The sequence below is a fragment of the Burkholderia sp. Bmkn7 genome (genome assembly GCF_041103175.1).
GTDB lineage: Bacteria > Pseudomonadota > Gammaproteobacteria > Burkholderiales > Burkholderiaceae > Burkholderia > Burkholderia cepacia.
This window is the reverse complement of record NZ_JBGCUH010000003.1, coordinates 662,432-688,928: the sequence shown is the minus strand read 5'-3', so window position 1 is coordinate 688,928 and position 26,497 is coordinate 662,432. Positions and strand designations below refer to the sequence as shown.

26 protein-coding genes are annotated in these 26,497 nt (G+C 66.4%); 13 read left to right on the top strand and 13 right to left on the bottom strand.

Annotated elements, in window-relative coordinates; all coding sequences use genetic code 11:
• Nucleotides 1-63: 63 nt before the first annotated feature.
• From AB3K92_RS24665 to AB3K92_RS24645, 5 genes are all read right to left on the bottom strand, one after another.
• Nucleotides 64-1,080, bottom strand: a complete 1,017-nt coding sequence (locus AB3K92_RS24665) for a radical SAM protein (protein WP_369466005.1) — start codon at nt 1,078-1,080, stop codon at nt 64-66.
• Nucleotides 1,077-1,886 carry an alpha/beta fold hydrolase gene (locus AB3K92_RS24660; protein ID WP_369466004.1) on the bottom strand — a complete coding sequence of 270 codons (810 nt, stop codon included), beginning with the start codon at nt 1,884-1,886 and terminating at the stop codon, nt 1,077-1,079. Before AB3K92_RS24660 ends, AB3K92_RS24665 begins: the two co-directional genes overlap by 4 nt.
• Nucleotides 1,887-2,321: 435 nt before the next feature.
• Complete coding sequence (gene gabP, locus AB3K92_RS24655; RefSeq protein ID WP_021156961.1) at nt 2,322-3,713, bottom strand: GABA permease; 1,392 nt, start codon at nt 3,711-3,713, stop codon at nt 2,322-2,324.
• 412 nt (nt 3,714-4,125) lie between these two features.
• The gene (locus AB3K92_RS24650) at nt 4,126-4,470 is read right to left on the bottom strand and encodes an MmcQ/YjbR family DNA-binding protein (RefSeq protein ID WP_021156959.1); all 345 of its coding nucleotides are present in this window, start codon (nt 4,468-4,470) and stop codon (nt 4,126-4,128) included.
• Nucleotides 4,471-4,551: 81 nt separating this feature from the next.
• Nucleotides 4,552-5,868, bottom strand: coding sequence for an MFS transporter (locus AB3K92_RS24645; protein ID WP_175890397.1), 1,317 nt, complete (start codon nt 5,866-5,868; stop codon nt 4,552-4,554).
• A 193-nt stretch (nt 5,869-6,061) separates the two neighbouring features.
• On the opposite strand from AB3K92_RS24645, the gene gcvA reads away from it, so the two are divergent.
• The 3 genes from gcvA to ettA all read left to right on the top strand — a co-directional run bounded on the left by gcvA (nt 6,062) and on the right by ettA (nt 9,252).
• The gene (gene gcvA, locus AB3K92_RS24640; RefSeq protein ID WP_369466003.1) at nt 6,062-6,979 is read left to right on the top strand and encodes a transcriptional regulator GcvA; all 918 of its coding nucleotides are present in this window, start codon (nt 6,062-6,064) and stop codon (nt 6,977-6,979) included.
• A 106-nt stretch (nt 6,980-7,085) separates the two neighbouring features.
• Nucleotides 7,086-7,394, top strand: a complete 309-nt coding sequence (locus AB3K92_RS24635; protein ID WP_059653498.1) for a DUF3761 domain-containing protein — start codon at nt 7,086-7,088, stop codon at nt 7,392-7,394.
• A 190-nt stretch (nt 7,395-7,584) separates the two neighbouring features.
• Nucleotides 7,585-9,252, top strand: coding sequence for an energy-dependent translational throttle protein EttA (ettA, locus tag AB3K92_RS24630; protein ID WP_039352138.1), 1,668 nt, complete (start codon nt 7,585-7,587; stop codon nt 9,250-9,252).
• 134 nt (nt 9,253-9,386) lie between these two features.
• Here ettA and AB3K92_RS24625 read toward each other — a convergent pair whose 3' ends face one another.
• The 4 genes from AB3K92_RS24625 to AB3K92_RS24610 all read right to left on the bottom strand — a co-directional run bounded on the left by AB3K92_RS24625 (nt 9,387) and on the right by AB3K92_RS24610 (nt 12,723).
• Entirely contained in the window at nt 9,387-10,010 is a 624-nt protein-coding gene (locus AB3K92_RS24625) for an HAD family hydrolase (protein ID WP_059486485.1), read from the bottom strand.
• Nucleotides 10,007-10,558: a cysteine hydrolase family protein gene (locus AB3K92_RS24620; RefSeq protein WP_021161782.1), complete on the bottom strand. Its 552-nt coding sequence runs from the start codon at nt 10,556-10,558 to the stop codon at nt 10,007-10,009. Before AB3K92_RS24620 ends, AB3K92_RS24625 begins: the two co-directional genes overlap by 4 nt.
• Before the next feature lie 77 nt (nt 10,559-10,635).
• Complete coding sequence (locus tag AB3K92_RS24615) at nt 10,636-12,450, bottom strand: aminopeptidase P family protein (protein WP_059486488.1); 1,815 nt, start codon at nt 12,448-12,450, stop codon at nt 10,636-10,638.
• A gap of 18 nt (nt 12,451-12,468) precedes the next feature.
• Complete coding sequence (locus AB3K92_RS24610; protein WP_021161784.1) at nt 12,469-12,723, bottom strand: hypothetical protein; 255 nt, start codon at nt 12,721-12,723, stop codon at nt 12,469-12,471.
• A gap of 171 nt (nt 12,724-12,894) precedes the next feature.
• Between AB3K92_RS24610 and AB3K92_RS24605 the strand changes: the two genes are divergently transcribed.
• From AB3K92_RS24605 to AB3K92_RS24575, 7 genes are all read left to right on the top strand, one after another.
• Nucleotides 12,895-13,656: a response regulator transcription factor gene (locus AB3K92_RS24605; protein ID WP_021161785.1), complete on the top strand. Its 762-nt coding sequence runs from the start codon at nt 12,895-12,897 to the stop codon at nt 13,654-13,656.
• A gap of 26 nt (nt 13,657-13,682) precedes the next feature.
• On the top strand, nt 13,683-14,981 hold the full coding sequence (hemA, locus tag AB3K92_RS24600; RefSeq protein WP_021161786.1) for a glutamyl-tRNA reductase: 1,299 nt from the start codon (nt 13,683-13,685) through the stop codon (nt 14,979-14,981).
• A gap of 93 nt (nt 14,982-15,074) precedes the next feature.
• A complete protein-coding gene (gene prfA / locus AB3K92_RS24595; protein WP_027788492.1) occupies nt 15,075-16,157 on the top strand; it encodes a peptide chain release factor 1 in 1,083 nt (360 codons plus the stop codon).
• Between the two features lie 7 nt (nt 16,158-16,164).
• Nucleotides 16,165-17,007 carry a peptide chain release factor N(5)-glutamine methyltransferase gene (gene prmC, locus AB3K92_RS24590; protein ID WP_369466002.1) on the top strand — a complete coding sequence of 281 codons (843 nt, stop codon included), beginning with the start codon at nt 16,165-16,167 and terminating at the stop codon, nt 17,005-17,007.
• 67 nt (nt 17,008-17,074) lie between these two features.
• Nucleotides 17,075-17,386 (top strand): Grx4 family monothiol glutaredoxin, encoded by a 312-nt coding sequence (gene grxD / locus AB3K92_RS24585; protein WP_021161789.1) that lies wholly within the window; start codon nt 17,075-17,077, stop codon nt 17,384-17,386.
• A gap of 20 nt (nt 17,387-17,406) precedes the next feature.
• Entirely contained in the window at nt 17,407-18,003 is a 597-nt protein-coding gene (locus AB3K92_RS24580) for a UbiX family flavin prenyltransferase (RefSeq protein ID WP_048023612.1), read from the top strand.
• A 219-nt stretch (nt 18,004-18,222) separates the two neighbouring features.
• A complete protein-coding gene (locus tag AB3K92_RS24575) occupies nt 18,223-19,014 on the top strand; it encodes a class III extradiol ring-cleavage dioxygenase (protein ID WP_042976606.1) in 792 nt (263 codons plus the stop codon).
• Between the two features lie 111 nt (nt 19,015-19,125).
• Here the strand turns inward: AB3K92_RS24575 and AB3K92_RS24570 are convergent, their stop codons facing one another.
• Nucleotides 19,126-20,724: an APC family permease gene (locus AB3K92_RS24570; protein ID WP_021161792.1), complete on the bottom strand. Its 1,599-nt coding sequence runs from the start codon at nt 20,722-20,724 to the stop codon at nt 19,126-19,128.
• A gap of 420 nt (nt 20,725-21,144) precedes the next feature.
• Between AB3K92_RS24570 and AB3K92_RS24565 the strand changes: the two genes are divergently transcribed.
• Nucleotides 21,145-21,348: a cold-shock protein gene (locus tag AB3K92_RS24565; RefSeq protein ID WP_006477070.1), complete on the top strand. Its 204-nt coding sequence runs from the start codon at nt 21,145-21,147 to the stop codon at nt 21,346-21,348.
• 100 nt (nt 21,349-21,448) lie between these two features.
• Here the strand turns inward: AB3K92_RS24565 and AB3K92_RS24560 are convergent, their stop codons facing one another.
• From AB3K92_RS24560 to AB3K92_RS24550, 3 genes are all read right to left on the bottom strand, one after another.
• The gene (locus tag AB3K92_RS24560) at nt 21,449-22,699 is read right to left on the bottom strand and encodes an Hsp70 family protein (protein ID WP_021161794.1); all 1,251 of its coding nucleotides are present in this window, start codon (nt 22,697-22,699) and stop codon (nt 21,449-21,451) included.
• Between the two features lie 186 nt (nt 22,700-22,885).
• Entirely contained in the window at nt 22,886-23,491 is a 606-nt protein-coding gene (locus AB3K92_RS24555) for a nitroreductase family protein (protein ID WP_021161795.1), read from the bottom strand.
• A gap of 165 nt (nt 23,492-23,656) precedes the next feature.
• Nucleotides 23,657-24,940, bottom strand: coding sequence for an MFS transporter (locus tag AB3K92_RS24550; protein WP_021161796.1), 1,284 nt, complete (start codon nt 24,938-24,940; stop codon nt 23,657-23,659).
• A gap of 220 nt (nt 24,941-25,160) precedes the next feature.
• Here AB3K92_RS24550 and AB3K92_RS24545 point away from each other — a divergent pair, with 220 nt between their 5' ends.
• Nucleotides 25,161-25,781 carry a TetR/AcrR family transcriptional regulator gene (locus AB3K92_RS24545; protein WP_021161797.1) on the top strand — a complete coding sequence of 207 codons (621 nt, stop codon included), beginning with the start codon at nt 25,161-25,163 and terminating at the stop codon, nt 25,779-25,781.
• Between the two features lie 76 nt (nt 25,782-25,857).
• Nucleotides 25,858-26,430 carry a DUF1415 domain-containing protein gene (locus tag AB3K92_RS24540; protein WP_174415802.1) on the top strand — a complete coding sequence of 191 codons (573 nt, stop codon included), beginning with the start codon at nt 25,858-25,860 and terminating at the stop codon, nt 26,428-26,430.
• Nucleotides 26,431-26,497 lie beyond the last annotated feature (67 nt).

Below are 26,497 nucleotides of genomic sequence, written 5' to 3'. Positions count from 1 at the left end.
AAGATCTCAATGAAAAGCCCGCTGCAGCGGGCTTTTCATTTTCCGGGCGAGCGGCCCGTTGTGTCATTGCATCGTGCGACTCGAGATACGCTCAAGACGACTGCGCGGATGGTATCTCGACCAGACGAACTGACTGAAATAGCTCTCCGCCACTTCCGTCCACGTTCTGAGCCCGTCGTCTTCCTGCATAACTTGCTTGGCATTGACCAGCAACCACGACATCACGGCCTGGCTGTCTCGACACTTCGCACATTCTCCTGATGTGCAGCAGCGCGCTAGCGTATGCATGTCTGCACGATACGCGTTGAATTTCGGCAACGCGGGCCACCCCGACGTGAAACGCGTGGCGTTCTGCGGATGAGCCTCGCTGACGCTCGGGCAACTAGTATGGTCGAATGTCCCCCATGCGGTCTCCCCGCGCATGAGAGCAGCCAGATAATAGGGATGGCTCGCCACTGTTTCCGGATATTTCGCCTTCAGTTCGAGCAACACATCCAGGAGCTGCTCCTCACCACGTCGGCGAAGCGGGCCGGCAACGTCGTATGGACTGTAGTAGTTGAACAGCAGTCGATTTCCGTTATCTTGAATCTTGCGCACCGTATCTTCGATATAGGCAATTCCGTCGATCGACACCGCATAGACGAAACCCGCCCGCTCGTCATTGCGATAGTTGAGTAGCGCCTTGTCAAACAAGCCCGCGAAACGCTTCCCATTCGGACCGATCGCGCGCAGTTCGTCATCGAGCGGCCCGCCACCGAATACAGAGATCGCGATGGTGATATCTTCGAAGCCCTCGATTGGAATGCGCCGAAGGCCGTTTGTCGAGACGGACACCTTCGGCATGTGTTTCCGGAATATTCTTATCCGGTCGAGATGCAACGCAGGCTCGCCGCCGATCAGCAATGGTGCGTTGACCCCGCGCCCGGCCTCGTCCTTCACGCGCGCCTCAAGACGCGACGTATCGTTTAACTCATCCGATGCGACGTCGAATTCGTTTTCGAAGAACCAGCACCCTTCATATCTTTTGAATCGTCCGTCTTGGTCTCCTGATACGAGGATGCAAGCTCGCCTGAACGTCAACCCCGCAATCCTCTGATGAGTTCCGGCCACAACGACGAATACTGGCGACGAAACATGCCGACGTGACCGATTGCTCGGCCATCGCAGTTTTCCGGACTGATGAAATGGATATTGCTTTTGGCCCGCGGCAACCATCGCAGCCAGTCTTCGACGTTGGCCGGTGTCGCGAGTGGGTCGTCGGTCGCAGCAACTACCGTGACGGGAGCGGAGAATTCGTTGTAGTGGTGCTGCGTAACGCCGACCCCGAACTCGTTCGCCATATATCCGGGGCGGCGGCACCATCGGGCCCACTGAAGCCCGACGCGTGCCGGCAAATCGTCGCCCCAACCGAGCACCCTCGCAGGCACATAGCCGAGTAGGCGTGCGGTAACCGGAACATAGAGATTCGCCAGCAACAACGCAGCGATTCGCTTCGGCCACCGGATGTTGCCGACGTATCCGGATGACGCGGAAATCGCGCATAACGAACGGATCGACGCGTGATTCGGCATCAGTCCGACCAGTTGCCCGCCCGCACTGTGACCGATCAGGTGAGCTTCGCTCGCGCCGGTTTCACGAAGAAGCCAGTCAAGCGCGGCGGGCATGTCGAGCTGGCCCCAGTCCTGTTTGCGTGCGCGCGACTGGCGAACATGGCGCATGCCGAGCGACGCCCCCATCCCCCGGTAATCGAATACGAATACTGGATACCCGATTGCATTCAGCCAATCCGAGAATGGAAAATAGAAGGATTGGCGAACGCCCGTCGCGGGGCAAATGAGAACGGGAAAGCAAGTGGCCGAGGCCACCGGAAAATACGTGCCCTTCAACGGAAATCCATCGCGGGCATGAAATGCAACGCATACACGAGATAACGACGGCCGGTTCATCGCTCGGGTCCCGATACGATAATCACGCAAGGATGTGCCCGGCATTCCGGAACGAACATACGGCCCGATTTCTGAATTTGGTCGTGTAAAAAAGGATTCAAAATCGATTCGCCCATCGATTCACCCCGTTTATCGAGGTGATCAATGTATTAATTTTTTGCCGCCAGTAAAATCAGACGAGTTCGATTTTTGACCACAAATTTCAATGCCGCATGCTGTTACCGAACAACTCGCGTCGACACCGGAAAGCGGTACCCGTTTGTCCCGAAAAGCAAATGGCCCGACCGGCTTTCGCCGATCAGGCCATTTTTCACGCCGGTAATCTCCTCACCAGCCGACGGCAAACACTCGGTCCGCCGCCGCTTCGTCGTCACCTCACATCGCCGACACCCGCCGCCCCGCGCTCGCCTGCGCATCGCGGCCGCGCTTGTTCAGCCACGATGCCAGCAGCACGATCAGCGCCAGCACGGCCGTCGCACCCACTTCCATCCTGTGATCCTCACTCACGAGCATCACGGTCAGCGTGCCGCAGATGAACAGGATCACCAGCCACGTGAGCCAGGGGAACAGCCACATCCGCAGCGTCAGGTCGGCGCCGGTCGCTTCGAGCGTCTTGCGCATCCGCAGCTGCGAGATCGCGATCACGAGATACACGAGCAGCGCGATCGCGCCCGACGTCGCCAGCAGGAATCCGAAGACCTGTTCCGGCATCAGGTAGTTCGCGATCACGGTCAGGAAACCGAATGCGGTCGATGCGAGCACGGCCGCGCGCGGCGTGCCGGTCGAATCCGTGCGGTGCAGAAACGCGGGCGCGTCCTTGCGCTTCGACAGCGAGAACAGCATCCGCGACGCGGTGTACAGCGCCGAATTCAGGCAGCTCGCGACCGACACGAGCACGATCACGTCGATGATCGCCTTCGCGTTCGGGATGCCGATCAGCTCCATCGCGCGCTGATACGAACCGTGCTTCGGCAGCAGCGGATCGTTCCACGGCACGATGGCCGCGACGATCAGGATCGAGCCGAGATAAAACAGCGTGATGCGCCAGATCACCGAATTGGTCGCGCGCACGATCTGGCGTTGCGGGTTGTCCGATTCGGCGGCCGCGATCGTCACGATCTCCGTGCCGAGGAACGAGAACATCGTCGTCAGCATCGCCGCGAGCACCGCACCGGCACCGTGCGGCATGAAGCCGCCGTGCACGAACAGGTTCGATACGCCCGACACGGCAGGTGCGGGAATGATGCCGACGATCGCCGCGCCGCCGATGCACAGGAACACGACGATCGCGACGACCTTGATCAGCGCGAACCAGAATTCGAATTCGCCGTAGTTCTTGACCGAGAAGAGGTTGGTCACCGTCAGCACCAGCGTGATGCCGAGCGCGAAGACCCAGGTTGCAACGCCGGGGAACCACGCATTGAGGATGGTCGCGGCGGCGGTCGCCTCGATCGGGATCACGAGCACCCAGAACCACCAGTACAGCCAGCCGATCGAGAAACCGGCCCAGTGGCCGATCGCGCGATCGGCATAGGTGGAGAACGAACCGCTGTCCGGATGCGCGACGGCCATCTCGCCGAGCATGCGCATCACCAGCACGACCAGCACGCCCGCGATCGCATACGCGAGGATCGACGCCGGGCCGGCTTCCGCGATCGCGTGGCCGGAGCCGACGAACAGGCCCGCGCCGATCACGCCGGCAATCGACATCATCGTCACGTGCCGCTGCTTCAGGCCCGTACCGAGGCCTGTGTTGCTTCCACTCATCTGTCTCTCTCCAAAAAACGGTTCCGGTATGGCCGGGTGTCGCGTGAAGGCAGCAGGGGGAGTTGTCGTTCTTGAATCCGGCTGCGAGCGCGCGTGCATCGCACGCGGGCATGCGGCCGGATGGGACCGTTCGGATCGGCGCGCCGCGCAGTCTGCGAAGCTGCGGGTGCGATGCGGCGCGCGGTGCGCCGACGCATCGCGTGCGCCGTTTCCGTCGGCTTTCGTCAGCTGCCTTCGAAGCGAAGGAGTGTAAGCACCAAACGGTTCTTCACTAAGAACCAATTGAAGAATTTCGATGGAACCACTCGTTGCATCGACATCGATCGATGCAACGCTTGTGTCCGTTCGTGCCGGCACGCGAGCCGCGCCGAAAGCGCCCGGCGACGCCGGGCAGCAGGCCGCAACCGGCGTGTCAGTTCGCGCCGTGCGCCCTCTCGTCGCGCCATTTGGCGGGGACGACGGCCTGCCATTCTCGCAGAAGCAGTTTTTTCACGGCGTCGGGACGGGCCGCCGACAGCCGCACCAGCACGATGGGCCAGCCGACGTAGTGATCCGTCACGTAATACACGTCCGGTTCCGATTCGATCAGCCACGCGCGCTCGTCGGGGCCGACACCTTTCACGACGAGCGTGTCGCCGTCCTCGCGCAGCCGCGCGAGCATCTTGCCCCTCACCTTGAGCGCAGGCGTGCCGTACGACGTACCTTCCTCGACGCCGCGCCATGCCAGCGCGATCTGGCGGACTTCGTCGAATGTCATGAGGCCTCCCGGCTGCACTTCTTCGGTTCACGATCCGGCCACCCTACCGGAATTCGCGAAGGCACGCCGCGGAATGTGCGCCTATCCGCGCGCCGCACGTGCGGCCACCGGCGCACGCCCCGTCGTCGCGACGATCGCGAAGGCGATCGCATTCACGGCGGCGCTGGCCAGGATCGGCACGAGATAACCGCCGCCCGCGTCGTAGATGAAACCGGCCGCGGCCGGCCCGATCAGCGTGCCGAATGCGACGCTCGTATAAAGCACGCCGATAATCCCGCTCACGTTGCGCCCGCCGAAGTAGTCCATCACGACCGCCGGCAGCACGGCGACCCAGCCGCCGTAGAACACGCCGAACACGAGCGCGAACGCGGCAAGCGTCGCGACGGTGCCGGCACCGGCCCACGCGACGAGCGCGACGGCCATGCCCGCGAACATCGCGAGCAGCGACGCACGGCGGCCGAAGCGGTCGGCGAGGCCGCCGAGGAAGAAGCGGCCGGCCGTGCTGCCGACGCCGATCGCGCCGAGCAGCAGCACGGCCGTCGACGGCGCGACGCCATGATCGAGCGCGTACGGCACGAGGTGAACGAACGGAACGAACACGCCGAACGAACAGGCGAGGCATGCGGCATACAGGCTTGCGAACGGCCGCGACATGACGGCTTCGCGCACCGTCGCGCCGGCAGGCGCCGAAGCGGCGACCGGCTGACGCCTCGCGGCGGCGGCGGACACCGAGGCCCTCGCACCGTGCCCGGTGACGTGCGCCCCGCCGCCGGGCTCATGCGCAGCCTCCCCGTCCGGCAGCAGCCCCCGCCCGCGCGGGTCGTTCTCGATCAGCAGCGACATCCCCGCGCCGATCACGACCGCGATCACGGCCAGCGTGAAATACGCGCCGCGCCAGCCGACCTGCGCGATCAGCGTGGACGCGAGCGGCGGCATCACCAGCGTGCCGACACCGATGCCCGCGACCGCGAGCCCCGATGCGAAGCCGCGCCGGCGTACGAACCAGCGCTGCACGGCGCCCACCGCCGGTACGTATGCGCAGCCGACGCCGAAACCGACGCCAAGCCCATACGCGACGTAGACCTGCAGCAGCGTGTGCGCGGCGCCGGCAGCCGCGAGCCCGGCGGCCGTCAGCAACATCCCGGCGACGGCGAGCCGCCGTGAGCCGAAGCGGTCGGCCAGCGGCCCGCTGACGATGCCGAAACCGAAATACAGGAAGCCGGCGAGGGAGAACACGAGCGAGATCTGGCCGCGCGACGCGGCGAAGTCCCGCTGCAGCGACTCGACGAACGCACTGAACGTATAGGCGCTGCCGAACCCGACGAACGTGACGGCGAACGCGGCCGCGACCACGTACCAGCCATAGAAGAAATGGCGCGATGCGCCCGGGCGGTTCATGACGACGCTCCTCTCAGGTCCCGCCGGACACCTCACGGCGTCCGGTTTGCCTCGTGGATATAGTTGAACTATGTTGATCGCATTGGCTACCGCAATGCAGCCACACAGCACGCAATCGGATGCGACAACGGTACTCGCGCACACGCGCCGCCTCAAACGATATTTCATCGGTCATTCGCTTTAGAAAAACTCAATGAATCGTTCCCGCCTGCCGCCGCTCAACGCGCTGCGTGCATTCGAAGCAGCCGCCCGCCACCTGTCCGTGAAATCGGCGGCCGAGGAGCTGTCGGTCACGCCCGGCGCGGTGAGCCAGATGATCCGCACGCTCGAGACGCACCTCGGCGTGCAGCTGTTCGAGCGCGTCAACCGCGGCATCCTGCTGACGGCCGCCGGCCGCGACTACCTGCCGCCGGTGCGCAATGCGTTCCGGCAGATCGCCGACGCGTCGCAGCGCGTGTCGGGCGCCGCCGACAGCGGCGTGCTGACGGTGAGCGTCACCCCGTTCTTCGCATCCGCGTGGCTCGTCCCGCGCCTCGCGCAATTCCGGCACGCGTACCCTGACGTCGACCTGCAGGTCGTCACGAGCCACGCGCTCGCGGATTTTTCGCGCGACGGCGTCGACGTTGCAATCCGTCATGGCCTCGGGCGCTACATCGGCCTGTGCAGCGAGCGCCTGCTGACGGTGGAGATCGTCGCGCTCGCATCGCCCGACCTCGTCGCGCGGCTCGGCATGCCGGCGACGCCCGCCGATCTGGTCGGCTGGCCGCAGCTGCACGACGCCGAGCGCAAGGGCTGGCACATCTGGTTCGGCGCGCAGCGGATCGACGATATCGGCCCGCCGCGCGGCCCCGCGTTCGACGACTCGGGCCTGTTGCTGCAGGCGATCGTCGCCGGCCAGGGCGCCGGGCTGCTGCCGGCCGCGATGGTGCGCGGCGAGCTGGCAAGCGGCCGGCTCGTGCAGCTCGCCGACGTCGCGTGGCTCGACGATTTCGCGTACTACCTCGTCTATCCGCCGCATCACGCCGAGCGGCCGAAGGTCGCCGCTTTTCGCCGGTGGATCCTCGAGGCCGCGCAGGCCGACGGCGCGGCCTCGATGTCGGGCGCGGCGTAGCGTCACGCCGCCGCGCGGCGCCGGCACCGGGCGGGCACCGATCCGCTAACATGCGGCGCGGGCCATCCGCCCGACATCGATAACAACAAACCGACCGGGAGAGACCATGCCAGCCCTGTTCTGCCGCGCGACACGCATCGCGGCACTGTCCGCCGTCTTCTTCGTCGCCTGCGCCGCGTTGCCCCAACCCGCACACGCGTACCGCACATCGCCCGGCTACGGCAACGAAGCCGATCTCGACCGTCACGACACGTATCGCAACCGCGACGGCGAAACCGTGCACGCACCCGCGCATTCGAAATCGGGCCGCGTGCCCGAAGGCGCGAGCGCGCGCTGCCGCGACGGCACCTACAGCTTCAGCCGCCACCGGCGCGGCACGTGCTCGGGGCACGGCGGCGTTGCCGCGTGGCTGTGAGCGCGGCCCCGGCCAAAAGGCCAGGTGTCGCGCCAGCGGCGGCCGGCGGCGAAGTACAATAGCCGTCCGCGCCGCCGACACGCGGCGACGCCGCCGCGCCCCGCGCGGCACGCTCCGTACCGAATCCCGACGCCGCCACGCCCGCGCGCGCTGCGCGGCAGTCTCAACCACTTCTGACTTTCACACCGAAATGGCCCAATACGTTTTCACGATGAACCGGGTCGGCAAGATCGTGCCGCCCAAGCGCCAGATCCTGAAGGACATCTCGCTGTCGTTCTTTCCCGGCGCGAAGATCGGCGTGCTCGGCCTGAACGGCTCGGGCAAGTCGACGCTGATCCGCATCATGGCGGGCGTCGACAAGGACATCGAAGGCGAAGCGACGCCGATGCCGAACCTGAACATCGGCTATCTGCCGCAGGAGCCGCAGCTCGATCCGACGAAGACGGTGCGCGAAGCCGTCGAGGAAGGCCTCGGCGACCTGTTCCAGGCCAACAAGAAGCTCGAGGAAATCTACGCGGCGTACGCGGAGCCGGACGCCGACTTCGACGCGCTCGCCGCCGAGCAGGCGAAGTACGAAGCGATCCTCGCGTCGAGCGACGGCGGCAGCCCCGAGCAGCAGCTCGAAGTGGCCGCCGACGCACTGCGCCTGCCGTCGTGGGACGCAAAGATCGAGCACCTGTCGGGCGGTGAGAAGCGCCGCGTCGCGCTGTGCAAGCTGCTGCTCGAAAAACCCGACATGCTGCTGCTCGACGAACCGACCAACCACCTCGACGCCGAATCGGTCGACTGGCTCGAGCAGTTCCTGGTGCGCTTCCCGGGCACCGTCGTCGCGGTCACCCACGATCGCTACTTCCTCGACAACGCGGCCGAATGGATTCTCGAACTCGACCGCGGCCACGGCATTCCGTGGAAGGGCAACTACAGCAGCTGGCTCGACCAGAAGGAAGAGCGGCTGAAGCAGGAAGAAGCGTCGGAATCGGCACGCCAGAAGGCGATCAAGAAGGAACTGGAGTGGGTGCGCCAGAACCCGAAGGGCCGCCAGGCGAAGTCGAAGGCGCGTATCGCGCGCTTCGAGGAGCTGAGCAGCCAGGAATACCAGAAGCGCAACGAGACGCAGGAAATCTTCATTCCGGCCGGCGAACGCCTCGGCAATGAAGTGATCGAGTTCAAGAACGTCAGCAAGTCGTTCGGCGACCGCCTGCTGATCGACAACCTGAGCTTCAAGATCCCGGCCGGCGCGATCGTTGGCATCATCGGCCCGAACGGCGCCGGCAAGTCGACGCTGTTCAAGATGCTGACGGGCAAGGAGCAGCCGGATTCGGGCGAAGTCGTGATGGGCCCGACCGTGAAGCTCGCGTACGTCGACCAGAGCCGCGACGCGCTCGACGGTTCGAAGACGGTATTCGAGGAAATCTCGGGCGGCGCCGACGTGCTGACGGTCGGCAAGTACGAAACGCCGTCGCGCGCGTACATCGGCCGCTTCAACTTCAAGGGCGGCGACCAGCAGAAGATCGTCGGCAACCTGTCCGGCGGTGAACGCGGCCGCCTGCACCTCGCGAAGACGCTGATCTCGGGCGGCAACGTGCTGCTGCTGGACGAACCGTCGAACGACCTCGACGTCGAAACGCTGCGTGCGCTGGAAGACGCGCTGCTCGAATTCGCGGGCTCGGTGATGGTGATCTCGCACGATCGCTGGTTCCTCGACCGGATCGCGACGCACATCCTCGCATTCGAAGGCGATTCGCAGGTCACGTTCTTCGACGGCAACTACCAGGAATACGAAGCCGACAAGCGTGCGCGCCTCGGCGAGGAAGCCGCGAAGCCGAAGCGTCTGCGCTACAAGCCGATCAGCCGCTGAGCGGCGCGGCCCCGGCGCCCGGCACTGCGGCAACGCAGGAACGGGCACCGAGGCTGGTCTCGCTCCGGAAGCGGAACAAAAAAACGGGCCTGCGGCCCGTTTTTTTATCCGGCGGCTGGCTGCACGCTTGCCGCTTACGCCAGCGCGCCCAGTTCGCGCAGCCGTGCCTCGGTCGCCGCCGCACTCGTGTGATGAATGCCGTGCCAGCCGAGCGCCGTCGCGGCCGCGGCGTTCTTCGCGTTGTCGTCGATGAACACGAGTTCGTGCGGCGCGATGCCCGGCAAGTGCGGCTCGATCCGCGCATGCATCTCGCGGTAGATCGCCGGATCGGGTTTCACGAGCTTCACACGGCCCGACACGACGATGTCCCTGAAACGCCGCAGCACCGGGAAGTTGTCCCACGCATACGGAAACGTCTGCGCGGACCAGTTCGTCAGCCCGAACAGCGGCATCCCCTGCGCGTCGAGCCGGTCGACGAGCGCGGCGCCTTCGTCGAGCACGCCGCCGATCATCTCGTGCCAGCGCGCATAGAACGCGCGGATCAGCCCCTCGTGCGCCGGAAACTTCGCGACGAGTTCGGCCGTCCCCTCTTCGATCGTCTGCCCGCCGTCCTGGCGGACCACCCAGTCCATCGTGCAAACATGCGTGAAGAACCAGCGACGCTCGGCGTCGTCGGGAATCAGTTCCCGGTAAAGGTACTCGGGGCTCCAGTCGATCAGCACGCCGCCGAAATCGAATACCACGGCCTTGATCGTCATGCGAACTCCGTCGCAAGGACGTCCGCGAGCGGGCGCGGCGTCACCGGGTTGCCCGACAGCGAATTGTTTTCCCATACGAAGTGATGATGCGCGACGATCTGCGCGGCCGACAGGTGCGTGCGCTCGTTCGTGGTGTGCAGGTCGGACACGACGGTCGTCCGGTAGCCGAGCAGCGCTGCGCGGCGCGCAGCCGAATCGACGCAGAACTCGGTCGCATAACCGCAGATCAGCACCGAACGGATGCCGTGGCGCTCGAGTTGCGCCGCGAGCGGCGTATCGTGAAACGAATCGCTCATCTGCTTGCGCACCCGCCAGTCGCCGTTCCCGACGACGAGCCCCGCGTGCAGTTCCCAGCCCGGTGTGCCGGGCACGACGTCGTCGTCCGCGTCGCCGTCGTGCTGCACGAAGCACACGGGCGCGTTCGCCGCACGCGCCGCCGCCGTCAACCGGTTGATGCCCGACACCACGTCATCGAGCCGGTACGCGGGCCTCGCCCGCTCCACCAGCCCGCGCTGCATGTCGACCACGATCACTGCAGTGTCCGCCATTGCTTGCCCTCGTCGTTATTGTCCGGCCGTCGTTCGACCGCTATCCAATCGTTACTCGGCCGCTACCGCGCGTTGCATCAGATCGGCTGCGTGCGTGCGTCGAGCCACGCCTTCGCGTCGCCGCTCAGGTGCCGGCCGACGCGCTCGCGCACCGTTGCGTGATATGCGTTCAGCCACGCGCGTTCTTCTTCATGCAGCATCTCGATCAGCACGCAGCGCGTGTCGATCGGGCACAGCGTCAGCGTCTCGAACGCGAGGAAATCGCCGAACTCGGTCTGCCCGGCCGCGCGGTTCACGACCAGGTTCTCGATCCGGATGCCCCACTGGCCGGGACGGTACACGCCCGGCTCGATCGACGTGATCATGCCCTCTTCCATCGCCGTGTACGGCTCGGCCGGCGCGTAGTGCGAGATCACCTGCGGGCCTTCGTGCACGTTCAGGAAGTAGCCGACGCCGTGCCCCGTGCCGTGCCCGTAGTCGAGCCCGGCCGCCCACATCGGCGCGCGCGCGATCGCGTCGAGCATCGGCGAGCGGATACCGCGCGGGAATCGGGCACGCGACAGCGCCATCATCGATTTCAACACGATCGTGAAATCGCGTCGCTGCAGGTCGCTGACGGTGCCGACCGGCACGACGCGCGTGATGTCGGTCGTACCCGTCACGTACTGGCCGCCCGAATCGATCAGCAGCAGCCCGTCGCCGGCGATCGTCGCGTGCGACTCCGGCGTCGCGCGGTAATGCGGCATCGCGCCGTTCGCGTTGAAGCCCGCGATCGTCGCGAAGCTCGGCGACACGTAGCCGGGGCGTCGCGCGCGCGCGGCAGTGAGCTTCTCGTCGATCGTCAGCTCAGTGATCGTCTCGCGGTTCACGGCCTGTTCGAACCAGGTGAAGAATTCCGCGAGCGCGGCGCCGTCGTGCTCCATCGTCACGCGCACATGCTCGATCTCGGTGGATGTCTTGCGCGACTTCGCGAACGTCGACGGATTCACGGCCTCGACGAGCTTCACGCCGGCCGGCACGGCCTCGAGCGTGCCGAACGTCACGCGGCGCGGATCGATCAGCAGCGTCGCGCCGTCGGGCAGTGCCGCGAGCGCGGCGCGCGCGGCGTCGTAGGCGCGAACGTCGACGCCGTCCTGCGCGAGCGACGCGGCCAGTGCCGGCGACACCTTGCCGTCGGCGACGAACAGCGTCGCGCGATCGGCGCCGATCATTGCGTGCGCAACGAATACGGGATTGAAGTTGACGTCGGCGCCGCGCAGGTTGAACAGCCATGCGAGATCGTCGAGCGTCGAGACGAAATGCCACTGCGCGCCCTGCGCACGCATCGCGCGGCGCACTTCGGCCAGCTTGCTCGCGCGCGTCGTGTCGGCCTGCGGCGCCGCGTGCTCGAACACCGCATCGCCGGGCAGCCCCGGCCGCTCGGGCCAGATCGCGTCGAGCAGGTCGAGATCGGTGCGCAGCGCGATGCCGCGTGCGTTCAGCGCGGCCGTCAGCCCGCGTGCGGCCGCGACGCCGAGCACGGCGCCGTCGACGCCGACGGTTGCACCCGCCGCCACGTTCTGCGCGAGCCAGTCGACGTGCGGCGCGCTCTGCTGCCCGCCCGTCATCTTCATCAGTTGCACGCCCGTGCCGGCCAGTTCGGCGTCGGCCTGCACCCAGTAGCGGCTGTCGACCCACAGCCCCGCGAAATCCGCGGTTACGACTAGCGTGCCGACCGAGCCCGTGAAGCCGGACAGCCAGCGGCGGGCCTGCCAGCGCTCCGGCAGATACTCGGACAGATGGGGATCGGCGGACGGCACGAGATAGGCGGCCAGGTCCTCGCGGACCATCGCGCCACGCAGCAGCGCGAGACGGGCCGGCACCGGCGAGACTTCGGGAAGACGGGCATTCATGATTTCACCTGAGAGCATTCAGCGACGGGCCGACAGCGCAACCGTCACGGCTACTGCGAGGAACGCGACGCCGGTGCAGACCGGCCATTCGAGCGTCTCGCCATCGTAAAACAGTCCAGAGAGATTGCCGGCCATGCGGGCCGCGGCCGCGCCGACGATACCGGCGAGCACCGCGATCCACCACGCCGGCCGGGCCGTGCGCCGCATCGGATGCAGCCATCGGCCGAACAGCCCGACGGCCGCTCCCAGGACAAGGATTCCAAACCAGTTCATTCAACGCCTTCGATAAATTCGGATTCGTCCCATAGGCGTGAACGTTGCCAGCGGCTAGCATCGATTCATCCATCGAACCCGAGACCAGCCGGGTGCCGCGAACGTTCGAGTGTAGGGGCCGACTCGACGTTATGGCAAGCGCGCACCAGCTGCCGTATTGAAGAAATTCTCATGCGAATCGCTCTGATCGATCCGGACGCGCGCCATGCCGCGCTCCTGAACCGCCTGCTCTTTGCGGGCGGTCACGTATGCCACGCGTTTCCGTCCAGTACGGCGTTCTTCGAGTGGCTCGCCGCCAATACCTGCGACATGCTGATCACCGGCCACTGGGCCGGCGACCAGCCGGCCGAGGAAGTCATTCCGCGCGCGCAGGCAGTCCTGCCCGGGCTGCCGGCGATCGCCGTGATGCAGATGCCGCGCGAAAGCGAGATCGTATCGTGCCTGCACGCGGGCGCCGACGATTGCCTCGTGCGCCCGGTGAGCGGGCCCGAGCTGCTCGCGCGCGTCAACGCGCTGAGCCGGCGCGCCGGCGTGCGCCGGCCGCCGGCCCGCTCGCGCGAAATGTATGGCGAATACGCTTTCGACGCCACGCACTGCCTCGTTCGCTTCGGCAACGCAATCGTTTCACTCACGCCGAAGGAGTTCCGTTTTGCGCAGTTGCTGTTCGCGAACCTGTCGCGGCCCGTGTCGCGCGCCCATATTCTCGAAACGGTGTGGGCGCGCCGCCGCGACACGAAGTCGCGCACGCTCGATACCCACGCGTCCCGGCTGCGCAGCAAGCTGCACCTGCTTCCGGAGCGCGGCTACCGGCTGCTGCCGCTCTACGGCTATGGCTATCAGCTCGACCGCGTGCCGATCGAGCCCCCAAATTCCCGGCCCCGCCACGCCGATGCCCGGTATGCCGCGAGTGAGGAAATCGCTGAAACGCTATAATATGGGGCTAAACGATAGCCCTCGATATGCAACTCCTCACGATCGGAATCAATCACCACACTGCGCCTGTCGCCTTGCGCGAACGCGTGGCGTTTCCGCTCGAGCAGATCAAGCCGGCTCTCGTCACGTTCAAGAACGTGTTTCTCGGCCCCCAGGCGCCCAACACGCCCGAAGCGGCGATCCTCTCCACCTGCAACCGCACCGAACTGTATTGCGCGACCGATGATCGCGCCGCACGCGAAGGCGCGGTCCGCTGGCTGTCGGAGTATCACCGGATTCCGGTCGACGAGCTCGCGCCGCACGTCTATGCGCTGCCGCAGTCGGAAGCAGTCCGGCACGCGTTCCGCGTCGCATCCGGCCTCGATTCGATGGTGCTGGGCGAAACCCAGATTCTGGGCCAGATGAAGGATGCCGTCCGCACCGCGACGGAAGCCGGCGCGCTCGGCACCTACCTGAACCAGCTGTTCCAGCGCACGTTCGCGGTGGCGAAGGAAGTGCGCGGCACGACCGAAATCGGCACGCAGTCGGTGTCGATGGCCGCCGCCGCGGTGCGCCTCGCGCAGCGGATCTTCGAAAAAGTGTCCGATCAGCGCGTGCTGTTCATCGGCGCCGGCGAAATGATCGAGCTGTGCGCGACGCACTTCGCCGCACAAGGCCCGCGCGAACTCGTCGTCGCGAACCGCACGGCCGAACGCGGTCAGCGCCTGGCCGAACGCTTCAGCGGCCGCGCGATGCCGCTCTCGGATCTGCCGACCCGCATGCACGAATTCGACATCATCGTGTCGTGCACGGCGTCGACGCTGCCGATCATCGGCCTCGGCGCAGTCGAGCGCGCGGTGAAGGCACGCCGCCACCGGCCGATCTTCATGGTCGACCTCGCGGTGCCGCGCGACATCGAGCCCGAAGTCGGCAAGCTGAAGGACGTGTTCCTCTATACCGTCGACGATCTCGGCGCGATCGTGCGCGAAGGCAACGCATCGCGCCAGGCTGCGGTTGCGCAGGCCGAATCGATCATCGAAACGCGCGTGCAGAATTTCATGCAATGGCTCGACACGCGCAGCGTCGTGCCGGTGATCCGTCACATGCATACGCAGGCCGACGCGCTGCGCCGGGCCGAAGTCGAGAAAGCGCAGAAGCTGCTCGCGCGCGGTGACGATCCGGCTGCCGTGCTCGAAGCACTGTCGCAAGCGCTGACCAACAAGCTGATCCACGGCCCGACGAGCGCGCTCAACCGCGTGAACGGCGCCGATCGCGATTCGCTGATCGACCTGATGCGCGGCTTCTACCAGCACGCACCGCGCTCGAACGACCAATCCGGCCACTAGCGCCGCCCGGTCGCCCTGCCGCCGGCCGATCGTTGTCCCGCCGCCGGCCTATCCTTTCCGAATACCCCTTGCCCGGGAGCGCCGCTCCACACCATGAAGACGAGCATGCAACGCAAGCTCGACCAGCTTTCCACACGGCTGGCCGAACTGAACGACCTGCTGAGCCGCGAAAACGTCACGGCCGACCTCGACCAGTACCGCAAGCTGACACGCGAACATGCGGAACTCGGCCCGGTCGTCGAGCAATACGCGTTATGGCGCCAGTCGCGCAGCGACGAGACGGCCGCGCAGGAGCTGCTCGGCGATCTGTCGATGCGCGACTTCGCGGAAGACGAAATCCGCAGCGCGCGCGAGAGCATGACCCGCCTCGAGACCGAGCTGCAGAAGATGCTGCTGCCGAAGGATCCGAACGACGACCGCAACATCTTCCTCGAAATCCGTGCGGGCACGGGTGGCGACGAATCCGCGCTGTTCGCCGGCGACCTGCTGCGCATGTACCTGCGCTTCGCGGAACGCCAGCGCTGGCAGGTCGAAATGATGTCGGAGAGCGCATCGGATCTCGGCGGCTACAAGGAAGTGATCGTGCGGATCGCGGGCCAGGGCGCGTATTCGCGCCTGAAGTTCGAATCGGGCGGCCATCGCGTGCAGCGCGTGCCGGCAACCGAGACGCAAGGGCGCATCCACACGTCCGCGTGCACGGTCGCGGTGATGCCGGAAGCCGACGAAATCGGCGAGGTCGAGATCAATCCGGCCGACCTGCGGATCGACACGTTCCGCGCGTCCGGCGCGGGGGGCCAGCACATCAACAAGACCGATTCGGCGGTGCGCGTCACGCACATCCCGACCGGGATCGTCGTCGAGTGCCAGGACGACCGTTCGCAGCACAAGAACAAGGATCGCGCGCTGAAGGTGCTCGCCGCGCGCATCAAGGACAAGCAGTATCACGAGCAGCACGCGAAGGAAGCCGCGACGCGCAAGAGCCTGATCGGCTCCGGCGACCGCTCGGAACGGATCCGCACGTACAACTTCCCGCAGGGCCGGATGACCGACCACCGGATCAACCTGACGCTGTACCGGCTCGAGGCGATCATGGACGGCGACCTCGACGAACTGATCAGCGCGCTGGTCAGCGAGCACCAGGCCGAACTGCTCGCGTCGCTCGGCGACGCCGACTGAGGTCACGATGCCCGACACGACCGCCGACGAACTGCTGCGCGCGTCCGCGCTCGACGCGGTCGATGCGCGCGTGCTGCTCGCGCACGCGCTTGGCTGGACCCGTACGCAACTGATCACGCGCGGCGACGCGCCGCTCGACGCGGCCGCGGTCGAACGCTACCGCACGCTCGAGGCACGCCGCATGGCCGGCGAGCCGGTCGCGCAGCTCGTCGGGATGCGCGAATTCTTCGGCCGGCCGTTCGACGTGACGCCCGACGTGCTGATCCCGCGCCCTGAAACCGAACTGCTCGTCGAAGCCGCACTCGATGCGATCGACGGGCTGCCGCATCCGGCGGTGCTCGATCTCGGCACGGGCAGCGGCGCGATTGCCGTCTCCATCGCCGCCGAGCGGCCCGACGCCCGCGTGTGGGCGCTCGACCGTTCGCCGGCCGCACTCGAGGTCGCGCAACGCAACGCAAGCAAGCTGCTCGACGCGCACCGCCCCGGCGGCCCGCTGCACTGGCTGCAGAGCGACTGGTACGCGGCGCTCGAGCCTGCGCTCGCCTTCGACGCGATCGTCAGCAATCCGCCGTACATCGCGCAGCACGATCCGCACCTCACGCAGGGCGACCTGCGTTTCGAGCCGCGCGGCGCACTCACCGACGATGCCGACGGCCTCAGCGCGATCCGAACGATCGTCGCGGGCGCCGGCACTTACCTGAAACCGGGCGGCACGCTCTGGATCGAGCACGGTTACGACCAGGCCGAGGCCGTGCGCGCCATACTCGCATCGCACGGCTTCGTCGCGGTCGAATCGCTCGCCGATCTGGCCGCAATCGAACGCACGACAGGCGGCCGCCTGCCGGGCTGATGCCCGGCCCGTCCGGTTGAAATCCGCTATCATTTCGATCTAACGCCCCGCAAACGCAAGGTCAGTCATGGACACCCAACAACGTATCAAGCAAATCGTCGACGAAAACCAGGTCGTGCTCTTCATGAAGGGCAACGCGCAATTCCCGATGTGCGGCTTTTCGGGCCGCGCCATCCAGGTGCTGAAGGCCTGCGGCGTCGATCAGTTCAAGACGGTCAACGTGCTCGAAGACGACGAGATCCGCCAGGGCATCAAGGAATTCTCGAACTGGCCGACCATCCCGCAGCTCTACGTGAAGGGCGAATTCATCGGCGGCTCGGACATCATGATGGAGATGTACCAGTCGGGCGAACTGCAGCAACTGTTCGCCGCCGCGTAATACGCCCCGCCCCCTTTTCGATGGCATCTCCCAGCGCGCCGCCACGCCGGCTGATCGTCGCGATCACCGGCGCCACCGGCGCGATCTACGGCGTACGGCTGCTCGACCTGCTGCGCGCCGCCGGCGGCGTCGAAACGCACCTGCTGATTTCGAACGCCGGCTGGCTCAACATCCAGCACGAACTGAAGCTGTCGAAGGCCGAAATCGAAAGCCGTGCGGACGTCGTGCACTCGGTGCGCGACGTCGGCGCGACGATCGCATCGGGGTCGTTCGCGACCGACGGGATGGTGATCGCGCCCTGCTCGATGAAGACGCTCGCGAGCGTCGCGCACGGGCTGTCCGACAACCTGATCACGCGCGCGGCCGACGTCACGTTGAAGGAGCGCCGCCGCCTCGTGCTGATGGTGCGCGAAACGCCGTTCAACCTCGCGCATCTGCGCAACATGACCGCCGTAACCGAAATGGGCGGCATCGTCTTCCCGCCGCTACCCGCGTTCTACGCGATGCCGAAGACGATCGAGGAACTCGTCGACCAGACCGTCACCCGCGTGCTCGACCTGTTCGCGCTCAGTGCACCGATGACGACGCCGTGGGCCGGCATCCGGCCGGCGCAGTAAGCCGCTCGCCGCGGCGCTTCCGCATCGTTCTTCGCGCATCTTCGCCGATTCACCTGCCTTCCGTGCTGAATCGACCACCTCGAGCCCCCGTCCGCCCTCGCGTTCGTGAAATCGGCCCGATTATCAACCAATACGACTCAATCAAATTCCTCGCGACGGATTTATCAATGCCCGGTGCGCGCCTATAGTCACAGGCAAATCCCTTTGCAGGCCACCACCATGAACCGCTTGCCTTCGCTCTACCTGTCCCACGGCGCCCCGACGCTGCCGATCGACCCGACGCTGCCGTCCGGCGCGTTCACCCATCTTGGCGCAGAATTGCCGCGCCCGCGCGCGGTACTGATGCTGTCCGCGCACTGGGGCACGCAGCGTCCCGTCGCCAGCGTCGCCGCGCATCCCGAAACGATCCACGACTTCTACGGCTTTCCGCAGGCGCTGTACGACATCCGCTACCCGGCGCCCGGCGCGCCCGACGTCGCCGAGCGCGCGGCCGGACTGCTGAATGCGGCCGGCATCGCCACCGCGACGACCGAGCACGGCCTCGACCACGGCGCGTGGGTACCGATGCTGCTGATGTTCCCGGAAGCCGACGTGCCGGTGGCACAGCTGTCGATCCAGCCGCGCGCGGATGCGGCTCACCACTTCGCGCTCGGCCGCGCGCTGCGACCGCTGCGCGACGAAGGCGTGATGGTGATCGGCTCCGGCCAGATCACGCACAACCTGCGCGCCGCCGATTTCGGTGCGGCACCGGAAGACGCGGACCCGCGCGTCGCGGAATTCACCGACTGGTTCGAGGCGAAGCTGGCCGCGCGCGACGTCGACGCGCTGCTCGACTACCGTCGGCAGGCGCCGCATGCCGCGTTGATGCATCCGACCGACGAGCATCTGCTGCCGGTGTTCACGGCGCTCGGCGCGGCGGACGACGACTACCAGCTTGGCATCCAGTCGCTCGGCACGTACCAGCGCGTGCTCGCGATGACGAACTACGTGTTCGCGAGCGCGGCCGCCTGAGCGTCGCGCGACAACCGTCGACCGCCAATAAAAAGCCCGCCCGAGCGATGCTCGGGCGGGCTTTTTTTCCGCTGCTGGCTGCCGCCGCCGAATCCGGCGACAGGTCACGCGTCAGGCACCGACCCCCTCAAGGATCTCGTCGTGCGATTCACGCTCGTCGAGATACTGGGTCCGGTAGCCGGTATTCACGCCCCAGAAGTAGAACACCAGCGAGATTGCGGCGACGATCAGCATGTCCCAGCCGTACGGCAGCACGCCGTAACCGCCGAACTCCTTGCTGCCGATCAGCGACAGCACGGCCATCGTCGGCAGGTACGCGACCAGCCACCATGCGGCCTTCAGGTCGGCCCCCCAGCCGGTCCAGCCCGACTTCGCCTGGAAGTAGAAGTACACCGGCAGCGCAACGATCATCAGCAGGATGATCTCGCCCGTCAGCGGCCACTTCGCCCAGTAGAGGATCAGCGACGCGCAGACGAACGCGAACGGCGCGATCAGCTTCATCAGCGGAATCGACAGCGGACGCTCGATGTCGGTCGCCGAGCGGCGCAGCGCCATCAGGCTGATCGGGCCGGTCAGGTACGAGATCACCGTCGCGACCGAGATCACCGCCGCAAGCGAGCTCCAGCCGCGGAAGAAGAACAGGAAGATGAACGAGACCAGCAGGTTGAACCACATCGCCTGGCGCGGCACGCCGTAGAGCGGGTGCACGTTGCCGAACATCTTCGGCATCGTGTTGTTGCGCTCCATCGCGTAGATCATGCGGGTGGTGGTCGCCATGTACGTCGTGCCGGTGCCGCTCGGGCTGACGAACGCGTCGACGTACAGCAGGATCGCGAGCCAGTTCAGGTTCAGCGCGATCGCCAGTTCGGCGAACGGCGACTTGAAGTTGAAGTGCGACCAGCCCTGCGCGACGTCAGCCGGATTCACCGAGCCGATGTACGCCATCTGCAGCAGTACGTAGATCACGAGCGCGATCAGGATCGACGTGATCACCGCGAACGGCACGCTGCGCGACGGGTTGCGCGCTTCGCCCGCGAGGTTCACCGGGCTCTGGAAGCCGTTGAACGCGAACACGATGCCGCTCGTCGCGACCGCGGTCAGCACCGCCGACCAGCCGTACGGCGCAAAGCTTGCATTGGATGCGGTGCCGAGGTTTTCCGGATGGTAGCTCGTCAGCATCAGGCCGAGGATCGTGAGGCCGGGGATCAGGAACTTGAAGATCGTGATCGTGGTGTTCGCCCGGGCAAACGCCTTCACGCCCCAGTAGTTCAGCAAGAAGTAGATGACGACCAGCACGGCCGACAACAGCAGGCCGGGTGTCGTCAGCTCGCCGTTCACGAACAGCGCATGCGCCCACGGATACGGCCACGTGCTCATGTACTGGATCGACGCTTCAGCCTCGATCGGGATCACGGATACGATCGCGATCCAGTTCGCCCACGCGCTGATGAAACCGACCAGCGAGCCATGCGAGTAGCGCGCGTAGCGCACCATGCCGCCCGACTCGGGGAACATCGCACCCAGTTCCGCATACGTCAGTGCAATCGCGAGAATCACGACCGCGCCGATGATCCATGCGCAGATCGCTGCCGGACCGGCGATCTTTGCGGCCTTCCAGGCGCCGAACAGCCAGCCCGAGCCGATAATCGAACCCAGCCCCGTCAGCATCAATGCAAACGGGCCGATGTTCCGTTGAATAGAACTCTTCACATCCTCTCCTGTGTCTCAAAAAGCATGGTCGGCCCGCGGTCCGGGATCGGCTCGGACTGCACCGCGCACGCATTCTTGGGGGGACGCGTCACCCGATCAGGGCAACCCGTCCGCGCGGCGCGTAGTTTAACGGTTGCACCTCGGGCGTGGCGCCAAAATCGTTCGGCCCCTACAAAAAATTCGCATCGTTTGCAAGCTTTGTAAACCTGATCTCCGCAATAACCCTGAGTCCATGGAAATACGGTTGACCACGCGGGTGATAAGCCGTATAAAGGACTTCGCAGGATTTCAAGTGGCGAGTGAATTGGTTCTTTCGTAGTTCGCCCATCAACGGTACTCCGGTTGGTCCTATTACCCCTTCCTTGATTTTCCGCACACCATGGGCTTCGGCCCCGTTTTATCTTTTTAGGAACAAGTAACATGGCAACCGGTACCGTCAAGTGGTTCAATGACGCAAAGGGCTTCGGCTTCATCACCCCGGAAGGCGGCGGCGACGATCTGTTCGCGCACTTCTCGGAAATCCGCGTCGAAGGCTTCAAGACGCTGCAAGAAAACCAGAAGGTTGAATTCGAAGTGAAGACGGGCCCGAAGGGTCTGCAAGCTGCGAACATCCGTCCGGTCTAAGCTTGGCGCGATAATTCGTGTAAAAAAAGCCCCGCTTCGGCGGGGCTTTTTGTTTTTCGGCGCCGGTCGCCCGGCATGACGGCCTTTCAGCCGCCCGCATTCAGCCGAACAATCGCTGCGCGTGAATGCCGAGCCCCGTCGCGACACTCGCGAGGCGGTCGCCGAACACCGGCTGCGCATCCGGGAATGCACCTGCGAGCGCCCCCGACAGGAATGCGAGCCCCGTCGAGCCGCCGGTGAAATACAGTGCGCCGACATCGCGCGGCGCGACACCCGCAAGCCGCACCGTCTCGCGCGCGGCATCGACGATGCGGGCGGTGTCGTCGTGGCTCGCATCGACGAGGCGCTCGGCATCGAACGCGATCTGCAGATCCTCTTCCACGTCGTTCAGGTCGATCATCGTCTCCCCGCCCGCCGCGACGCCGATCTTCGCTTCCTCCGCGCGCGCCATCAACGCATGCCCGAGCCGCTGCTCGACCACGGTCGTGAGCCGGTCGTACTGCTGCACATCGCGGTACAGGTGCTTCATCAGCTTCAGCTCGCCGAGCCGCTTCGGCGTGTAGACCGTGTTGATCAGGTGCCAGGTCGCGAGATCGAAGTAGATCTTGTTCGGCAACTCGCGCCCTTCGGGATCGAGCGAACGGTAGCCGAATGCGGGCAGGATCGCGGCCAGCTCGACACGCCGGTCGTAGTCGGTACCCGCGACGTGCACGCCGTGGTGGGCCAGCACGTCGTCCTTGCGCTCGAGCCGCGCCATCCGCTCGGGCCCGACGCGCACCAGCGAGAAGTCGGACGTGCCGCCGCCGATGTCGGCAACGAGCACGAGGCGCTCCGCCTGCTGACGCGATTCGTAGTCGAACGCGGCCGCGATCGGTTCGTACTGGAACTGAACGTCCGTGAAGCCGACCGATCGCGCGGCAGCCTCGAGCTGGTCCTGTGCAAGGCGGTCGGCGCGCGGATCGTCGTCGACGAAGAACACGGGCCGGCCGAGCACCGCACGACCGATCGGCGCAGCCGCGCGGGTTTCGGCCTTGCGCTTCAGGTGCGTCAGGAAGCGCGCGATGATGTCGGTGTACGCGATCGCGCTGCCGTCGCCGAGGTCGGTCGTCGTTTCCGCGAGCGGCGAGCCGAGAATGCTCTTCATCGAGCGCATCAGCCGGCCGTCGAAACCGTCGATGTAGGAAGCCAGCGCCGCACGGCCGTATTCGACCGTCTCTTCGTCGTTGTTGAAGAAGATCGCGGTGGGCAGCGTCAGGTGGTCGCCCTCGACGGGCGCGAGGCGCATGCCATCGCCGTCGGGCAGCGCCACGGCGGAATTGGACGTGCCGAAATCGATCGCGCAGTAAGTCATGGGAAATTGCCGCAGCAGGGCCGGCGCGAAAACGGAAAGGACGGGCTTTTTAACATGAAGCCCGCGGGATCACAACCGGGGCCGGCCACCGGTGCCGCGCAGCGGGCCCCGGTGGCGACGGCGCGCAGACGGGCGCGCCGGGAAGACAGGCGGACGGGATGCGCGACGCAGCCCCCTCCGGGCAGGTCAGGCCGCCGCGTCGAAGCCCTTCTTCCACGCGCCCGCATAGACGACCTCGCCGATCGCATGACGCGTGCGCGGCGCCTTCTCGCGATCGCGCAGCACGGGATCGAGCTTGTCGACGTTGCCGTAGTGACCGAGCGAGATGATCGCGGGAATCGCAACGTCGGCCGGGATCGCAAACGCGTCCCGGAACGCCTTCGCGTCGAAGCCGCTCATCTGGTGGGCGGCCAGGCCCAGCGCGTGCGCCTGCAGCACCAGCGACATCGCGGCGGCGCCCGCGTCGTACAGCGCGGTCGGTGCCGGTTCCCCCTTCGGCGTGAGCGTGTGCGCGGTCACGGCGATCAGCACGGGCGCCGGCGCATTCCAGCCCTGGTTGAACGGCACCAGCGTCGCGAACGCGCGCTTGAATGCGTCTTCGTCCTGCGTGCGGTCGAATACGATGAAGCGCCACGGCTGCGCGTTGTACGCAGACGGTGCCCAGCGGGCAGCCTCGAGCACCGCATGCAGATCGCCGGCGCTGACGGGTTCATCCGAATACGCGCGCGGGCTCCAGCGGCCCGCGATCAGATCGTGAATCGAAACAGTGGTGGGAGCAGGTTTGACGGACATGCGGATCCTCGCTGACATCGATGAAGGGGCGCGAACGCCTGGCGAACCGCAAGCATACCCGCTTGAGCCGATCCGCGCCCGATCCTGCCGCGCTATGCAAATCTCCGTGCGTGCAATGGCCGGCCGCCCGCCGCGCGGGCCGGCCGGACTGCCGGCTTGCCGCGATCAGGCCGCCTGCGCAGCCGCGCGCGACGGGCCGCGGTTGATGCGCAGCACGATCAGCGCGCCGACGATGCAGAGCCCGCCCGAAATCATCGACGCGATCGTGTAGGTGCCGAGGCTCGCGCGCAGCAGCCCCGCGCCGAGCGCCGCGAACGCCGCGCCGAGCTGGTGGCCGGCGACGATCCAGCCGAACACGACCGGCGCCGCGGCCTTGCCGAACACGTCGGTCGCGAGGCGCACGGTCGGCGGCACGGTCGCGATCCAGTCGAGCCCGTAGAACATCGCGAACAGCGGCAGCCCGAAGAAATCGATCCCGAACGCGTGCGGCAGGTAGATCAGCGACAGCCCGCGCAGCCCGTAGTACCAGAACAGCAGCACGCGATTGTCGTAGCGGTCGGACAGCCAGCCCGACAGCGTCGTGCCGAACAGGTCGAACACGCCCATCGCCGCGAGCAGCGATGCGCCCTGCACTTCCGTCATCCCGTAGTCGCTGCACATCGCGATCAGGTGCGTGCCGACGTAACCGTTGGTGCTCGCGCCGCAAATGAAGAAGCTGAAGAACAGCAGCCAGAAATCGCGCGAGCGGCTCGCGGTCAGCAGCGTACGGAACGCGACCGCGAGCGGGTTCTCCTTGGTCGCATCGGGCGCGGGCGGCGCATCGGCCGGCTCGCCGTACGGACGCAGCTGCACGTCGGCCGGCCGCTCGGGCAACAGGAACGCAACGAGCGGAATCACGATCGCGGCCGCCACCGCGACGACCAGCACGACCGGCCGCCAGCCATGGCGCTGCGCGATCGCCGCGAGCATCGGCAGGAACACGAGCTGGCCGGTGGCCGTGCTCGCGGTCAGGATCCCCATCACGAGGCCGCGCCGCGCATGGAACCAGCGCGTGACGAAGGTCGCGGACAGCGTCAGCGCGACGACCCCCGTCGAGCAGCCGACCATCAGGCCCCAGATCACCACCATCTGCCAGCTCTGCGTCATCATCGACGACAGCGCGACGCCCGCGCTCATCGTCACGAGCGCGGTGAGGATGGTCGGGCGCAGCCCGAAGCGCTGCATCGCGGCGGCCGCGAACGGGCCGGTCAGGCCATACAGCGCGATGTTCACCGAGATCGCCAGCGAAATCGCCGCGCGGCTCCAGCCGAGCTCGCGTTCGAGCGGCACCATCAGCACGCTCGGCGTCGCGCGCGTGCCGGCGGCCGCCAGCAGGATCAGGAATACCACCGCCGCCGCGAGCCATCCGTAGTGGAAGCGCCCGCCGATTCGTGTCACCGCCCAGTTCATCTTCGCGTTCTCCAGTTGGCGGCGCCGGCACCTCCGCGCCCGCTCCGCCCCACCCAGCCAGGCCACCTCCGCCGCACGCTGCATCGGCTGACCCGGGCCGACGCTTGGCATTTGTCTGTCGATCCGGTCGGCATTGTTACCGACCGGTCACAAGTGTGTTGCGATCGTAGTGACCAATCGGTAACATGTCAAGCAATCCAATATGCAGTCGAGGGTCATCATGTCGGGCATCGAGATCGCCAAGCCGCCGGCGCGCCGTACGCGCCGGCCGATCGACGGCGCCACCGCGCAGGAGCACCTGCTGCGCGCCGCCGAGGAGCTGTTTTACAGGGAAGGCGTTCGGACGGTGGGCGTCGAGGCGGTCGTGGAACGCGCGGGCGTCAACAAGATGAGCCTGTATCGGCAGTTCTCGTCGAAGGACGACCTGATCCTCGCGTATCTGGAGCGGATGGATGCGTGTTTCTTCGAGCGTCTCGACACAAGCACCGCCAAGCATCCGGGCCAGCCGAAGGCGCAACTGATCCAGTATTTCGTCGACCTGGCCGAGCGCGCGACGCAGAAGGACTATCGCGGCTGCCCGTTCGTCAACGTCGCGGCGGAGTTTCCGGATGCATCGCACCCGGCGCGCGAGCGCGTCGCGCAGAACAAGGAACAGTTGATGAAGCGGCTCGTCGCGCTATGCGAAGGCGCCGGCGCGCGGCAACCGCAGGCGCTCGCCGATGCGCTCGCGCTGGTGATCGAGGGTATCTACGCGGCGAGCCAGACCTACCGGCACGGCGAAACGCCGATCGGCACCGCACCCGCGCTCGTCACGCAATTGATCGAAGCCGCGTGCGCGTGACGGGCCGCGCGCGTCCGCACCCTGCGCGCCCGCTACAATGCGGCCCTCGCCGCCCTTCCGCCCGACTGGTTTCACGATGACCGACACCCGCCCCGAATCGCACGACGACATCCTCGCCGCCACGCGGCACTGGCTCGCGCGCGCGGTGATCGGGCTCAATCTGTGCCCGTTCGCGAAAAGCGTCTACGTGAAGGAACAGGTGCGCTACGCGATCAGCGAAGCGACGACGCTCGAAGACGCGCTCGCCGAACTCGAAACGGAACTGCGCGCGCTCGACGCGGCCGACCCGCAGCAGGTCGACACGACGCTATTGATCTTCCCGCATGCGTTCGCCGACTTCGTCGACTACAACGATGCGCTGTTCTTTGCCGACCGCCTGGTGCGGCAACTGCGGCTCGACGGCGTGCTGCAGATCGCGAGCTTCCATCCGCACTACCGGTTCGAAGGCAGCGAGCCCGACGACATCGAGAACTACACGAACCGCGCGCCGTATCCGATCCTGCACCTGCTGCGCGAGAACAGCATCGCGCGCGCGGTCGACGCGTTCCCGGACGCGTCCGCGATCTACGAAAGGAATCAGGAAACACTGCGCCGCCTCGGCCACGACGGCTGGCGCGAATGGATGCGCCGGCCGGGCGACGACGTCTGACGCGGCGTGCAACGTGCGGCGTGCAACGTGCGGCGTGCAACGTGCGCCGCGCCGCGCGCCGCCGCCC

Bases quoted from the DNA above. Each gene is read 5' to 3' on its own strand.
- gabP (WP_021156961.1), bottom strand. From the start codon at position 3,713: ATGAGTGGAAGCAACACAGGCCTCGGTACGGGCCTGAAGCAGCGGCAC.
- AB3K92_RS24650 (WP_021156959.1), bottom strand. From the start codon at position 4,470: ATGACATTCGACGAAGTCCGCCAGATCGCGCTGGCATGGCGCGGCGTC.
- AB3K92_RS24645 (WP_175890397.1), bottom strand. From the start codon at position 5,868: ATGAACCGCCCGGGCGCATCGCGCCATTTCTTCTATGGCTGGTACGTG.
- gcvA (WP_369466003.1), top strand. From the start codon at position 6,062: ATGAATCGTTCCCGCCTGCCGCCGCTCAACGCGCTGCGTGCATTCGAA.
- AB3K92_RS24635 (WP_059653498.1), top strand. From the start codon at position 7,086: ATGCCAGCCCTGTTCTGCCGCGCGACACGCATCGCGGCACTGTCCGCC.
- ettA (WP_039352138.1), top strand. From the start codon at position 7,585: ATGGCCCAATACGTTTTCACGATGAACCGGGTCGGCAAGATCGTGCCG.
- AB3K92_RS24625 (WP_059486485.1), bottom strand. From the start codon at position 10,010: ATGACGATCAAGGCCGTGGTATTCGATTTCGGCGGCGTGCTGATCGAC.
- AB3K92_RS24620 (WP_021161782.1), bottom strand. From the start codon at position 10,558: ATGGCGGACACTGCAGTGATCGTGGTCGACATGCAGCGCGGGCTGGTG.
- AB3K92_RS24615 (WP_059486488.1), bottom strand. From the start codon at position 12,450: ATGAATGCCCGTCTTCCCGAAGTCTCGCCGGTGCCGGCCCGTCTCGCG.
- AB3K92_RS24610 (WP_021161784.1), bottom strand. From the start codon at position 12,723: ATGAACTGGTTTGGAATCCTTGTCCTGGGAGCGGCCGTCGGGCTGTTC.
- AB3K92_RS24605 (WP_021161785.1), top strand. From the start codon at position 12,895: ATGCGAATCGCTCTGATCGATCCGGACGCGCGCCATGCCGCGCTCCTG.
- hemA (WP_021161786.1), top strand. From the start codon at position 13,683: ATGCAACTCCTCACGATCGGAATCAATCACCACACTGCGCCTGTCGCC.
- prfA (WP_027788492.1), top strand. From the start codon at position 15,075: ATGAAGACGAGCATGCAACGCAAGCTCGACCAGCTTTCCACACGGCTG.
- prmC (WP_369466002.1), top strand. From the start codon at position 16,165: ATGCCCGACACGACCGCCGACGAACTGCTGCGCGCGTCCGCGCTCGAC.
- grxD (WP_021161789.1), top strand. From the start codon at position 17,075: ATGGACACCCAACAACGTATCAAGCAAATCGTCGACGAAAACCAGGTC.
- AB3K92_RS24580 (WP_048023612.1), top strand. From the start codon at position 17,407: ATGGCATCTCCCAGCGCGCCGCCACGCCGGCTGATCGTCGCGATCACC.
- AB3K92_RS24575 (WP_042976606.1), top strand. From the start codon at position 18,223: ATGAACCGCTTGCCTTCGCTCTACCTGTCCCACGGCGCCCCGACGCTG.
- AB3K92_RS24565 (WP_006477070.1), top strand. From the start codon at position 21,145: ATGGCAACCGGTACCGTCAAGTGGTTCAATGACGCAAAGGGCTTCGGC.
- AB3K92_RS24560 (WP_021161794.1), bottom strand. From the start codon at position 22,699: ATGACTTACTGCGCGATCGATTTCGGCACGTCCAATTCCGCCGTGGCG.
- AB3K92_RS24555 (WP_021161795.1), bottom strand. From the start codon at position 23,491: ATGTCCGTCAAACCTGCTCCCACCACTGTTTCGATTCACGATCTGATC.
- AB3K92_RS24550 (WP_021161796.1), bottom strand. From the start codon at position 24,940: ATGAACTGGGCGGTGACACGAATCGGCGGGCGCTTCCACTACGGATGG.
- AB3K92_RS24545 (WP_021161797.1), top strand. From the start codon at position 25,161: ATGTCGGGCATCGAGATCGCCAAGCCGCCGGCGCGCCGTACGCGCCGG.
- AB3K92_RS24540 (WP_174415802.1), top strand. From the start codon at position 25,858: ATGACCGACACCCGCCCCGAATCGCACGACGACATCCTCGCCGCCACG.